The sequence below is a fragment of the Nocardia sp. NPDC060259 genome (assembly GCF_042728775.1).
Taxonomy (GTDB): Bacteria; Actinomycetota; Actinomycetes; order Mycobacteriales; family Mycobacteriaceae; genus Nocardia.
This window is the reverse complement of the sequence record NZ_JBHXAY010000019.1, coordinates 37,001-49,514: the sequence shown is the minus strand read 5'-3', so window position 1 is coordinate 49,514 and position 12,514 is coordinate 37,001. Positions and strand designations below refer to the sequence as shown.

Here is a 12,514-nt window from a genome sequence, read left to right as displayed (position 1 = left end):
ACCGGCCTCACCAGGGCGGAGGCGGCCGGAAGCTTGTGCGATGTCACGGCGGGTCGACGGCGTGTCGGTGTGTATCGTGCGGCTCATGCGAGTCGACGGTCGGGAGATCCCGGTCACGGGAAGTCTCCTGCAGCCGCTGACCCGGCGGACCAGCGACATCATCCGGGTCGTGCTTGCGGCTATCGGGGTCGGAGTGGTGGTCGCCGGCTCGTTGATCACCAGGCCGGAATGGCTGGCGCTGGAACGGGCGGTGTCCAATATCGTCGACTTCCTCAGCCAGGACCAGTCCACCATGATCTACCTGGTCTACGGAATGCTCATCCTGGCCCTGCCGTTCGCCATCCTGATCGAACTGGTGGTGCGCAGGCAGTGGAAGCTGCTCGCGGGATACGCGGCCGCTGGTCTGTTCGCCCTGCTGGCGCTCTCGATCACCGGGGCGGGGATCTCGACGCCGAAATGGCATCTGCCGGTACCGGACCGATTCGACACCTTCCTCGCGCAGTTCCTCGACGACCCGCGCTGGATCGCGATGCTGGCCGCGATGCTCACCGTCTCCAGCCCGTGGCTACCGGTACGGCCACGGCGCTGGATGTGGTTCCTGCTGTTGATGTTCGCGCCCATCCACCTGGCGGTCAGCTCCGTGGTGCCTGCCAGGGCGATGCTCGGGCTGGTGGTCGGCTGGCTGGTCGGGGCGGTGATCGTGTGGCTGGTCGGCACGCCCGCGCTCGAGGTGCCGCTGGAGGCGGCGGTCCGGGTGCTGGCCCGGCGCGGCTACACCGTGCGGGCCTTCCGGGTCGACCGGCCCGCCGGGCGCGGCCCGCTGCTGCTCGCGACGGACGTCGACGGCCCGGAGTCCGAGCTCGTCGTCGAGATGTACGGCAAGAACCAGCGCAGCTTCGGCGCGGTCAGGCAGTTGTGGCGCTGGATCACCTTCCGGTCCAGCGAAACCGCGCCGCTGCACGGGTCGATGCACCGGGCGGTGGAACATCGGGCGTTGCTCGGCATCGCGATCGGCGACGTCGGCATGGCCGACTGCAGGCAGGTCGCCGTGGCGGGCCTTGACCGCGGCTGGATGCTGTACGCGCACACCCTTCCCCACGGCACCCCGATCCGGAAGCTGTCGGCGCAAGTGCTGCCCGGGGTGTGGCGTTCGTTGCTGCGCTTGCACGAGCACCAGATCAGCCTCGGTGACCTGCAGGCCGGCTATGTGCGAGTCCACCAGGGCGACACGCTGTTCGGCGGCTTCGCGGCCGCCGAGTTCGGCGCCTCCGAGGCGCAACGGCAGACCGACATCGCCCAGTTGCTGGTCACCACGACCTCGCTGTACGGCAAACACGAAGCGGTGTCGGCGGCGATCGAGGTGCTCGGGGAGAGCGCCGTCGTCACCGCGGCCAGGCGGCTCACGAAATCGGCCATGCCGACCGGCATCCGCAAGTCGGTGCCCGACTGGACCAAGGTGATGGCCACCGCGCGCGAGGAGATCCGCGAGCAGACCGGGCACGACCGCATCCAGTCCGCGCAGCTCACCCGCTTCACCCGCAACCAGATCATCCAGCTGGTGCTGTTGGGCGCGCTGGTCTACGTGGCCTACCCGTTCTTCAGTCAGGTGCCGACCTTCTTCAGTCAGCTGCGCACGCTGAACTGGTGGTGGGCGCTGCTCGGCCTGGTGATCACGGCGCTCACCTACCTCGCCGCGGCGGTCGCGCTCGGCGCGTGCGCGGACTGGGTGGTCAAGATGCGTTACCTGTTCCTGGAACAGCTGGCCAACACCTTCGTCGCCACGACCACCCCCGCAGGCGTCGGCGGCCTGGCGCTGAGCGTGCGGTTCCTGCAGCAGGCGGGCATGACGACCATGCGCGCCACGGCCGCGGTTGCGCTGCAGCAATCGGTGCAGGTGATCACCCACGTCGTGCTGCTTGTCGTGTTCAGCGTGGTGGCGGGTACCTCGACCAATCTCGCCCATATCGTGCCCGACGCGACGGTGCTGTACCTGGCCGCGGGCGTCGGGGTCGGGCTGATCGGCGCGTTCATGTTCGTGCCGACACTGCGCCGCTGGGTGAATCAATCGGTGCGCCCGCAGTTGACGGAAGTCCTCGGCGAACTCGCCGACCTAGCTCGCGACCCCATCCGGTTCTCGCTGATCGTCGGCGGCTGCGGTGCGATCACCCTCGGTAAGGCGTTCGCGCTGTGGGTGAGTATCGAAGCCTTCGGCGGCGGTACGGATTTCGTCGCCGTCACCATCGTCACCATGATCGGCGGCACGCTCGCCTCGGCCGCGCCGACACCCGGTGGCGTCGGCGCGGTCGAGGCCGCGCTGATCGGTGGTCTCGCGGCCTTCGGCGTGCCCGCCGAGATCGCGGTCCCCGCTGTTCTGCTCTACCGCGTCCTGACCTGCTGGATCCCCGTCGCCCTCGGCTGGCCGATCATGCGCTGGATGAGCGAGAAGGAAATGATCTGAGCCGCGCGGCCGGAATCACTGTTTAGCTGTCCCGTTGCCTGCGTAGTCAAACATGGTGGCGCGCAATGCTGTCTGATCCACGCCAGGCGCTGTGCCACACATGTTTCCGCCGGTTCCGCCGTCGGCGGCAAGGCCATGGTGGATTGCCGAGAGATTGCCGATCGGGCCGGTCGGTTGGTTCTTCGCGATGATCGGCCGCCCGACGTGAACCGCCCCACAGCGACCGCGGGTGGGTGCGGGGTGGGGATTCTGCGCATAAACTGTCTGGGACGTAGCCGGATGATGACCGAGAGGTGTTGTTTCGATGGGATCCCGGACGGTGGTCGCCGACGTCGCCGACGAGTTGGCACGCCGGGTAGCCACCGGCGAATACCGGCCCGGCGAGCTGATGCCGTCGGTCCGCCAGGTCGCCGACGAGTTCGGGATGAACCGCGCCACCGCGCAACTCACCCTCGGCAGGCTCGAGTCCTACGGCTTCGTCGAGGCCCGTCGCGGCAAGGGCTTCACGATCCGCGATGTCAGGGAAGAGGGCGGGATGGATGTCTACCGGCATCTGTTCCGGTTCTCCGTCACCGCGCCCGACGTCGCCGCCGAGATGTTCACCGACATCGTCGAGGTGGAACGCGGCATCGTGCTGGAGGCACTGCTCGGCTACACCGAGGCGGAGAAGGTGCTCGACCCGGCCGAGCTCGCCGCCGCCGTCGACGAGCTGGAGGCGATGGCCCGCCAGTCCGTGCCCGATCACGTACGCATCATCGCCGCCGAGATCGCCCTCGTGCGCAAGCTGCTCGGCGTCCTCGGGATGAGCATGCAACGCGCCGTGCTGAATTCGGTGGCCGACATGGTCGTCGAGGTGCCGGAGGCGATCGCCGCCTACTTCGCGGTGGCGCCGGATCTGCACGTGCTCGTCTGGCGGGCGCTGCTGGCGGTGTGGGATGCCGAGTCGGCGCCGACCGAGGCCCAGCTCGCCCTGTTCGAGGACCTGTTCGCGCTGTATCACGAGAAGGTGATCGCCCGCTTCGACGAACTCGTCGGCGCCACGCCCGTGGAATCCGCGGCCGCCACCGCCTGAGCGAACCGGCTCAGCTGTCTGGGTCGGATTTCGGCGGGGACGGCCGCGACGGCCGGTTACGGTGGGTCAGCCGTTGAGCTTGGTCAGCCGGTCGTACGCGGTGACGTACTCCTCGACCAACCGGTTGACCACATCGGCACTGCGCTCGATCTTGTTCATCATGCCGACGACCTGGCCGACCGGATTGAAGTTCACGTCCTTGGCGGCCTCGGGGTAGCGATGCCCGCGCTTCACGCCGTCGAGGGCGACCATCATCTGCAGCGGCATCGGCAGCGGATCGGGGTTCTCGGTGTCCTCCCACGCGTCGGTCCAGTCGTTGCGCAGCATGCGGCACGGCTTGCCGGTCCAGGAGCGCGAGCGGATGGTGTCGTGGCTGGTGGCCTCGAGGTAGGTGTCCATCTGGGCAGGCGGCACATTGGCCTCCTCGACGGTCAGCCACAGCGAGCCGGTCCACGCGCCCGCCGCGCCCATCGCCAGCGCCGCCGCGACCTGCGCGCCGTTGCCGATACCGCCGGCGGCCAGCACCGGCGTATCGCCGATGGCGTCGATGACCTGCGGCCACAGCACCAGCGACGACACCTCGCCACAGTGCCCGCCGCCCTCGGTGCCCTGGCACACCACGAAGTCCAGCCCGGCCGCCTTGTGGTTCATCGCGTGCTTGACCGAACCACAGAGGGCGCCGATCACGCGGCCGGAGTCCTGGATGCGCTTGACGACGTCCTCGGGCGGAGTGCCGAGCGCGTTCGCGACCAGCTTCGCCTTCGGGTGATTGAGGATCACGTCGACCTGCGGGCCCGCGGTGGTCGCGGTCCAGCCGAGCAGCTCGTTGTGGTGCTCACCGTCGGGCAGCGCCGGCACGCCGTGGTCGGCCAGGATCTTCTGGGCGAAGTCGCGATGGCCCTGCGGAACCATCTGCGCCAGCTGCTTCTCCAGCTGCTCGGGGCTCAGGCCTTCCACGCCCTTGCCCTCGTACTTCGACGGGATCACCAGGTCGACGCCGTAGATGCCGTTGACATGCTCGTCGAGCCAGGCCAGCTCCACTTCGAGCTGTTCGGCGGTGAAGCCGACGGCGCCGAGCACGCCGAGTCCGCCCGCGTTGCTCACCGCTGCCACGACATCGCGGCAGTGCGTGAAGGCGAAGATGGGGAACTCGATGCCGAGTTGTTCGCAGAATTCGGTACGCATACCGAACTGTAACACGTTCTAGTTTGTTCGATAAGGGCAAATTTCAGACGGCCGCGGCCTCCAGCTCGGCCAGCGAGTCCTCCAGGTGATCGAGGAGTCGATGCAGGTCGGGCAGGGTGCGGCGGCAGCCGACCAGTCCGAAATCGAGGTTGTCGCCGTTGGAGGTGAGGGTGATGTTGACGGCCTGGCCGTCCAGCGGGATCGACAGCGGGTAGCTCGCGTCGAGCCGCGACCCGTTCCAGTACAGCGGCTCCCGCGCGCCCGGCACGTTCGAGATGACGATGTTGAACGGCGGCGTCGCCATCGAGGCGAAACCGGGCAGCAGCATCGCCGCCATCGGGCTCAGCATCACCCCGGCGACCGCGAGCGTCTGGGCGGGCGTCAGCGAGCGGTAGACCTCCTTGTTGCGCCGCGTCGACTCGCTCACCACCCGCAGCCGCTCCAGCGGATCGGCGACATCGGTGCCCAGATTGCACAGCAGCGCCGCGATCTTCACGCCCTGGGTGTCGGTGTCGTCCTCGTCGCGCAGCGACATCGGCACCATCGCGATCATCGGCTTGTCCGGCAGGGCGTCGCGTTCGAGCAGGTAGGCGCGCAGCGCGCCCGCCGACATCGCCAGCACCACATCGTTGACGGTGGTGCCGGTCGCCTTCTTCACCTGCTTGACCCGGTCCATCGACCAGCTGCGCACCACGCACTTGCGCGCACCGCCGATCGGCACGTTGAACAGCGTGCGCGGCGCCTCGAACGGCAGCGTCAGCTGCTGCTGCAGCAGGCCGGTGCGGGTCGCCCGCATCAGCGCGGCGGTCGACGAACCCGCCGAGCCGAGGTTGCCGAGCAGGCCGCCCAGCCGGGATCGGTGGTCGCGCGGCTGGTCCGTTCGCTGCTTGCGCGGCAGGTTCCACGGCGTCTTGATCTCGGTCGCGAACGGATCGGTGGTGAGCGTGCGACGCAGCAGCCGCTGCGCGGAGACGCCGTCGATCAGCGAGTGGTGCATCTTCGAGTACAGCGCGAACCGGCCGTCGGCCAGGCCCTCGACGAAGTGCACCTCCCACATCGGGCGATGCCGGTCGAGCAGGGCGCTGTGCAGCTTCGAGGCGTGGTCGAGCAGCTGACCCATCCGGCCCGGCGCTGGTAACGCGCTGCGCTGGACGTGATAGTCCAGGTCGACCTCCTGGTCCTGGGTCCAGGCCAGCTGGGGCGCGCCGAGCCAGGTGGCGGGCCGCTTGCGGAAAGTCGGCCTGCAGGTGTTGTCGGCGAGCAGGGTGTCGCGGAACTCGCGCAGATAGTCCGGCCCCGCGTCCTCGGGCGGCTCGAACAATTGCAGTGAGCCCACATGCATCGGGTGCTCACGGGATTCCGCGAGCAGGAACAGCGCATCCAACGGCGCGATGAACTCCATCACAAATCGCCCCCTGACGAGAGTGGTTCGGTGCAAGTCTTCAGACAATCGACCACGCTGTCGGGTCGGCAACGCGACGCGTCGCGTGCCGCCCTCCAAGTTACCCGGGCGTTCGATGTCGCGTCAGCTGAACGGGTCACACCATTCAGCCGCGCGGCGGAAAGAAGCGGTTCGGCCGCGGTCAGACCTTGGCCGGCTCGGCCTGTCGCGCCTCGACCACGTCCTCGACGACCTCGGTCGCGCGCAGCTCGGCGGTCTGCGCCTCGGCTTCCTGCTCGAAAGCCGCTTCCTCGACCGGGGTTTCGACGACAGGGGTCTCGTCGACCGGCTCGGCCACCGGCTGCGCGGGCGCCGGAACCGGCGGGACCGCAGGGCCTTTCGTGGCGATGTCGATGCCGAGTTCGATCCGGGTCGTCTCCACCAGTGCCCGCTCCTGCTCGGCGGCATGGCGCATCGCCTTCTGCCACAGCGAGGCCATCTCCTCGAGCTCCTCGACCGTGGCCTCCACATCGATGTGCAGCTTCAGCCGCTGCATGGTGATGTGCTGGGCGGCGGTGAGGGTGCGCAGTAGGTCTTCGCACTTGTTCGGAATCCGGCGGTGCGCCACGACCCGCAATCGAGTCAGCATGCCGTTCGGGCGATCCCAGATCACCTTGTGGATCTGCGCGCCGACGCTGTCGATCTCCTCCACGGTGACGAGATCCCATTCCCCGCAGCTGGTCAGATCGGCGCGCACCGAGGCCGAGGTCTCCAGGATCGAGGCGACCGCGGCGAGCACGGCCTCCCGGCGCCACGCCTCGTGATCGCGCTGGTCACCCACCATGTTCGACAGCTCGACATTGCGCTGCGCTGCGTCGAGTGCCTGCCTGCCGCGCTCGTCGGCCGCGGCGATGCCGTCGCGGTGGGTGCGGTTGTTGGCGATGACACCGACCAGAACTGCGGCGGCGACGACGAGCGAACCGAGGAGTGGGAGCCACTGAGTCACCCGCCGATCATTGCACCGAGGCACCGCACAGTCATCATGATCGGCGCGTTGCCTGGCGATGTCGCGCGGAGTGTCGTCGGCGGGGAGGTGTCGGCCGTCCTGCTGGTTTGGCCGGATATCGACGAAAGATGTCACTCGCGCCACTCGCGGCAGGGGCTCTGCCAAATCATAGGATGAACTGCGCGAGGACGAATCTCGTCGCGGGATCGAAATGGTGGTGAGCTGTGAGTAAGCGCGGGTGGGTGCTGTTTCTGGCGCTCGGCGTGATCTGGGGCGTGCCGTACGCGATGATCCGCATCGCGGTCGAGAGCATCGATCCGGTGGTGGTCGCCTTCGGGCGAACCGCGATCGGCGGCCTGATCCTGCTGCCGATCGCCCTGTACACCAACGCCTTCCGCGGCGTCGCCGCCCGCTGGCGAATGTTGCTCGCCTACACCGCGATCGAGATCGTCGGGCCGTGGGTGCTGCTCGGTTACGCCGAGCAGACACTGCACAGCTCGACCGTCGGCTTGCTCGTCGCCGCGGTTCCGCTGATCGCCATCGTCATCGTGACGTTACTCGGCCACGACCGTTTCGACGGACGCCGCACAATCGGCCTGCTGATCGGCTTCGCCGGTGTCGCAGCACTTGTCGGCCTCGATCTCGACCTGACCGACCCGGCGGCACTGGCCGCCGTCGCGGTCACCACGGTCGGCTACGCGATCGGCCCGATCATCTACGATCGCACCCTCGCCGACCTGCCCGCACTCGGCGTCGTCACCGCGTCGCTGCTGCTGGCCGCGCTGGTCTACACCCCGTTCACCGCCGTGTCCTGGCCTGCGCACATCCCCGCCGACGCCGCCTGGTCGGTCCTCGGTCTCGCCGTGATCTGCACGGCCACCGCGTTTCTCGTCTTCTTCGCGCTCATCGCCGAGGTCGGACCGGCGCGCGCCACCGTCATCACCTACGTCAATCCGGCGGTCGCGATCGTCCTCGGCGTGGCGGCCCTCGGCGAACCGCTGACGATCGGCATGGCGATCGGGTTCCCGCTGGTCGTCATCGGCTCGATCATCGGTACCCGGAGTGCCACGCGGGTCCAGGACAGATTGCCCGCGCCCGCCGACAGCTGCTGAGAAACGACAATCCCCGGTGGGCAGCGTGGCCCACCGGGGATTGTTCGGTCTCGATCAGTTCGTCGGAGCCGGGGTGGTGGTCGTCGGCTCGACGGTCGTGGTCGGCGCCACCGTGGTGGTGGTCGGCGCGGGCGCCGCCGTCGTGGTCGTCGGCTCGGGCGCCGCGGCCTGGTTCGTCGCCGGTTCCTGAACCGGAGCGGGCGTCGTTGTCGACGGCGTCGTCGTGGACGGGGTGACCGTCGTGGTCGAGGTGGTCGTGCTCGTGCCCGTCGTCGATGTGGTGGTCGGCGACGACGTCTTGGCCGTTGTCGTCGACTTCGCCGTCGTGGTGCTCGGCGCCACCGCGGTGGTGGTCGTGGCCGGCTTCGTCGGCGCGGCCAGCGCGGCGGTCACATCGTCATCGGTGGGCGCCGCCTTGGTGTCCACCTTCTCGCCCGCCTGCGCCTGCTTGGCCAGGTGGGTCAGCCACGCCGCCGCGTACTCGGCGGAGGTCAGCGGCTTGCCGTTGGCGGTGTCGGAGTCACGCCAGTAGTCGAAGTGATGACCGGTGCCGTTCGGGCCGAGGGTCAGCTGGTACGGATCGCTCATCGCCACGGGGATGGTGTTCTGGTTCGTCACGATCAGCCCGACGATCTCGTTGAACACCTTCTGCGGCAGGTACGCCAGCGGCGAGATCTGCTCACCGGCGATGGTGTCGACCTTGGCGGGCGCCTTGGTCTCGCCCGGCTTGTAGTCCGGATCCGACACCTTCAGCAACACGTCGAGGAAGGTCTCGTCGCTGGCCATCCAGTTCGGGTTGGCGGCGATGTCGGAGAAGGCCGCCATCGCGATCCGGCCGAGAGTGAAGGCCATGTCCTGACCGGTGGCCGGGGTCAGGCCGTCGCGCTGCAGGTCGTCGACGTTGATCTGCCTGCCGACATTGGCGGCCAGCTGCAGCAGGGAGATGTTCTCCGGCGCCGCGCAGGTGAGGTCGCCCTCGGAGCAGAACGAGGCGATCTTGCCGTTGAGCGCGCCGAAGCCGCCGCCGGTGGTCACGCCCTGGCCCGAGATCGGCTTGGTGCCGTCCTGGTACTTCTGGTCGAAGCCGTCCGGGTTGGCGAACGGGTCCTCGGCGCCGATGAAGGTGCCGTCGCCCGCCTTGCGACCGGCGTCGGCGAACATCACCACGCCGAGCACGTCGTCGGGATCGACGACCGAGTAGCCGTCGGCGGGGTTGTCGTTGCCGATCCCCTCCGCGACGCGGCGCACCACGTCGGCGCCCTCGCTGTAGCCGACGATGGAGAACTTGGTGTCCGGGCAGGCGGCGGAGATCTCACGCATCACCTGCTGGGTGTTGGCGACGCCCTGGTTGACCGCGTCCTCGTAGGTCCGCATGTCCGCCGGGTAGGCGATGTAGATCGCCGCGTACTGGCCCTCGGCCAGGTCGTCGCGCGGCGCGTTCACCACCGGGTCGACCCAGACGCTGCTGTGATCGCCCGACAGCGCCGCGGGCAGCGGGTTGCCGTTGGCGTCGAGCAGCATCGCCGTTGTGCCCTCGACCGGGGTGTCGTTGCGGCCTGCCACCGAGATGGTGACCATCTCGCGGCACTCGGTGACCGAGGTGGTCAGCTGGTAGGTGGGCGACTCGGGCTGCGACGTCACCGCGAACGACGCGGCGACGATGGCCGCGACACCCAGCGCCGCCGGTGCGGCGACAGCCGAAGCGATGCGATGTTTCGCAAGGAACTCGCGCAGTTTCATATTCTGATCCCGTTCGAATGACCTACAGGTGGGCAGGCCCCCCGACGGGCCGTTTGTCACGACCTTTGTCGTCCCACCCAGCAAGATCGTTACTGCCGCGAACAGGAACTATCGCCCCTGGTTCCTGGGGCACCCGGCCTGGCCGCCGGGTCCGGCCGACCGGTCCTACCTCCCAGCCCGGAAACATTCGGCTACCGGAACGTCTCCGGGGTGGGCGGATTCTCGGTGGTAGGTCAGCCTATTCCGCTTCCGTTCGTCACCGGATGGTCCGCCATACCCTCGGGCAGCCATTGGGTGTGCGCGAGCGCTTCGAAAACACAGATCAACAACAATTTACGGCCACGTTGCCCGCCGCTGAGCTCGGGTTCGGCAGATGTTTCCTGACCGCGTACTCCGGCCGCGGCGACGCGTCGTGGTCCCGGCTCGGACAGCATCCAGAACAGTTCCGGCCCCATCAGGGTCGAGCGACCACCGGTCTCGATGAACCAGCGTCCGGAGTATTCGATCATCAGATCGGTGAATGCTTCCGCGTTGCCGATCGCTTCGGTGAGCTGGGTCATAGAACCCGATCGATCCAGGCTGCTCTGGATGATCGAAGCCAAGCGGATCGCGAGTTCCCGAAACTGCTCCAAACCTTGGTCCTGCCACACTGTCATCGCCATTTTCTGCTCCCTCGAGTGGTGGTGGGGTGAGTGCGAACGTCGAGCGGCGTGCATCGTCAGAAACGTATTCCGGTCGTAGTGAACTGGGGTCCGTCGATGACATCCACGGACGTCGGCCAGTGCGGCGATCCGACACCGGTGGCCTGCCGTCTGGTGAACAGTGGCCCGGTGTTGTCGAGCGGGTAGACCTTCGGCACCTCCACCTCCACCTCGACGGGTGCGACGGTGGGCTCTGGTTCCGCGGCCTCGGCGCCACATTCAGCCGAGACCTGTCGGCCGCGTTCCCAGAGCATCAGCGTGAGATGCACGGCGAACAGCATCGTCAACGGCATGCCGGCGTAGATCGACATCGACACGACACCGCCACCGATCTCGTTGGCGTACTGGATATTTCCGGAAACAGAAATCAAGGTCGAGAAGGCGAACAACACGGTCGCGTACCACCAGCCCGCGCTCCACTGCGAGAACGAGGCGGTGGCGATGATGGAAGCGGCGACCAACCCGACTATGGCTATCGGCACGTTCGCCGCGAGTTCGGGCGGTACCAGATTTCGTATCGATAGATCATGTAATGCGGCGAAAGACATTTGAAACGAATTGACCGCCACCACTGCGGTAACAATCAACGATGCGTGTGCCATCCGGGGTCTGAACGAACTCAACCGGCCAATAAAGTGCGGCTCCCTGTGCGACGTGTCCGGTCCCACAGTGTCATCTGCAGGTACCGCAGCTGTGATCGTGGTCATAGCCGGGGAGGTTACAGTGGCGACCTCTCGGCAACTCGACCGCCCGGCCTCGGCGATCCGCTTCGTTCTCCGCGACCCCGGCTATCGCCAATTTCCCAGCGTAACAGTATTACCGCCGTATCTGGCTACCACCGGTGAAGGCGGAACCGTCACGGGGTCCGTTGGTGTTCAGGAAGACGACAGGACCGGTGCCCAGCTCACCGCCGGCATCGAGGGCGAGGGTCGCCGCCATGGCCTTCGCGGTATAGACGGGCTCGAGGATCAGCCCGGCGTCGGCGGCGAGTGCGCGGGCACGCTCGCCCTGCTCGGTGGGGTGACCGTAGCCCGCGCCGAGCTGGTCCTCGACGAGGACCAGCCGGTCGGGTGCGAGCTCGAGCCGCGGCAGGGGAGCGCCACGCTTGCGCAGCAGCGCCTCGGTCCGTCGCGCGGACCGCAGCAGGGTCGTGGCATCCAGCCGGAGCTGATCGTTGACGACCACCCCGACCACCCGGGTCGACAACCCCGCGAGCTCGAGTCCGAGCAGCAGCCCGGCCGCGGTCCCGCCCGATCCGATCGCGGTGACGACATGCGTCGGCTCCGGCACCACACCCGCGGCGACCTGATCGGCCAGCTCCAACGCCGCCTCGACATAGCCGAGCACGCCGACCGTCGACGACCCGCCCGCGGGCAGCAGATACGGAAGTTTGCCGCCTGCCGAATGCCTCGCGAGAAGGTAGGGGACAGCCGCGATCGTGCGCGCCTTCGTATGAGTGAAATGCAGTGTGGCACCGCTGTGCTCGAGCCGCGTGAGCTGAGCACGGACGTGCTCGTCGACCGGCTGATCGACGAGCGCCAGCGCCGTCTTCAGCCCATACTCCTTCGCGTACAACGCGGTAGCGAGTCCCCAATTCGTCCCTAGCCCACCGACAGTGAAGATCGTCCGCCGTCCCCGCCGCAGCGCATCGGGGATCAGCCATTCGAGCTTGCGGACCTTGTTTCCACCCCACCCTCCGTCTCCGAAAAGCCCATCGTCCTTGAGCCACAACTGCGTTGACCCCGCGGAAAGCCCGGAAAGCTCGCGCACCGTGGTCGGTCCCGAACCGAGCCGGATGTGCGGCAAGGTATTCCGCAACTCGTCGAACCGGTCATGCAGCAGCGCAGTCATGCTCGCCT

General features: G+C 67.8%; 10 protein-coding genes. 3 read left to right on the top strand and 7 right to left on the bottom strand.

Annotated features, from left to right (window positions below; translation table 11 throughout):
* Positions 1–85 precede the first annotated feature (85 nt).
* Together ACFWF2_RS10790 and ACFWF2_RS10785 are read left to right on the top strand one after the other, a co-directional pair.
* Entirely contained in the window at positions 86–2,458 is a 2,373-nt protein-coding gene (locus ACFWF2_RS10790) for a lysylphosphatidylglycerol synthase domain-containing protein (RefSeq protein WP_379306781.1), read from the top strand.
* A gap of 304 nt (positions 2,459–2,762) precedes the next feature.
* Entirely contained in the window at positions 2,763–3,530 is a 768-nt protein-coding gene (locus ACFWF2_RS10785; RefSeq protein WP_379306779.1) for a GntR family transcriptional regulator, read from the top strand.
* Between the two features lie 66 nt (positions 3,531–3,596).
* On the opposite strand, the gene ACFWF2_RS10780 is transcribed toward ACFWF2_RS10785, so the two are convergent.
* The 3 genes from ACFWF2_RS10780 to ACFWF2_RS10770 all read right to left on the bottom strand — a co-directional run bounded on the left by ACFWF2_RS10780 (position 3,597) and on the right by ACFWF2_RS10770 (position 7,102).
* Positions 3,597–4,715: an NAD(P)H-dependent flavin oxidoreductase gene (locus ACFWF2_RS10780; protein ID WP_379306777.1), complete on the bottom strand. Its 1,119-nt coding sequence runs from the start codon at positions 4,713–4,715 to the stop codon at positions 3,597–3,599.
* A 43-nt stretch (positions 4,716–4,758) separates the two neighbouring features.
* Positions 4,759–6,117, bottom strand: coding sequence for a wax ester/triacylglycerol synthase family O-acyltransferase (locus ACFWF2_RS10775; protein WP_379306850.1), 1,359 nt, complete (start codon positions 6,115–6,117; stop codon positions 4,759–4,761).
* A gap of 181 nt (positions 6,118–6,298) precedes the next feature.
* Positions 6,299–7,102: a hypothetical protein gene (locus ACFWF2_RS10770; RefSeq protein ID WP_379306775.1), complete on the bottom strand. Its 804-nt coding sequence runs from the start codon at positions 7,100–7,102 to the stop codon at positions 6,299–6,301.
* 224 nt (positions 7,103–7,326) lie between these two features.
* Between ACFWF2_RS10770 and ACFWF2_RS10765 the strand changes: the two genes are divergently transcribed.
* Positions 7,327–8,214 carry a DMT family transporter gene (locus tag ACFWF2_RS10765; protein ID WP_379306773.1) on the top strand — a complete coding sequence of 296 codons (888 nt, stop codon included), beginning with the start codon at positions 7,327–7,329 and terminating at the stop codon, positions 8,212–8,214.
* A 54-nt stretch (positions 8,215–8,268) separates the two neighbouring features.
* Here the strand turns inward: ACFWF2_RS10765 and ACFWF2_RS10760 are convergent, their stop codons facing one another.
* The 4 genes from ACFWF2_RS10760 to ACFWF2_RS10745 form a co-directional block, all read right to left on the bottom strand.
* Entirely contained in the window at positions 8,269–9,954 is a 1,686-nt protein-coding gene (locus tag ACFWF2_RS10760; protein ID WP_379306771.1) for a cutinase family protein, read from the bottom strand.
* Positions 9,955–10,187: 233 nt separating this feature from the next.
* The gene (locus tag ACFWF2_RS10755) at positions 10,188–10,616 is read right to left on the bottom strand and encodes a hypothetical protein (RefSeq protein WP_379306769.1); all 429 of its coding nucleotides are present in this window, start codon (positions 10,614–10,616) and stop codon (positions 10,188–10,190) included.
* Between the two features lie 56 nt (positions 10,617–10,672).
* Positions 10,673–11,362: a DUF2637 domain-containing protein gene (locus tag ACFWF2_RS10750; protein WP_379306767.1), complete on the bottom strand. Its 690-nt coding sequence runs from the start codon at positions 11,360–11,362 to the stop codon at positions 10,673–10,675.
* A gap of 109 nt (positions 11,363–11,471) precedes the next feature.
* Positions 11,472–12,506 carry a 1-aminocyclopropane-1-carboxylate deaminase/D-cysteine desulfhydrase gene (locus ACFWF2_RS10745; protein ID WP_379306765.1) on the bottom strand — a complete coding sequence of 345 codons (1,035 nt, stop codon included), beginning with the start codon at positions 12,504–12,506 and terminating at the stop codon, positions 11,472–11,474.
* Positions 12,507–12,514: the final 8 nt, after the last annotated feature.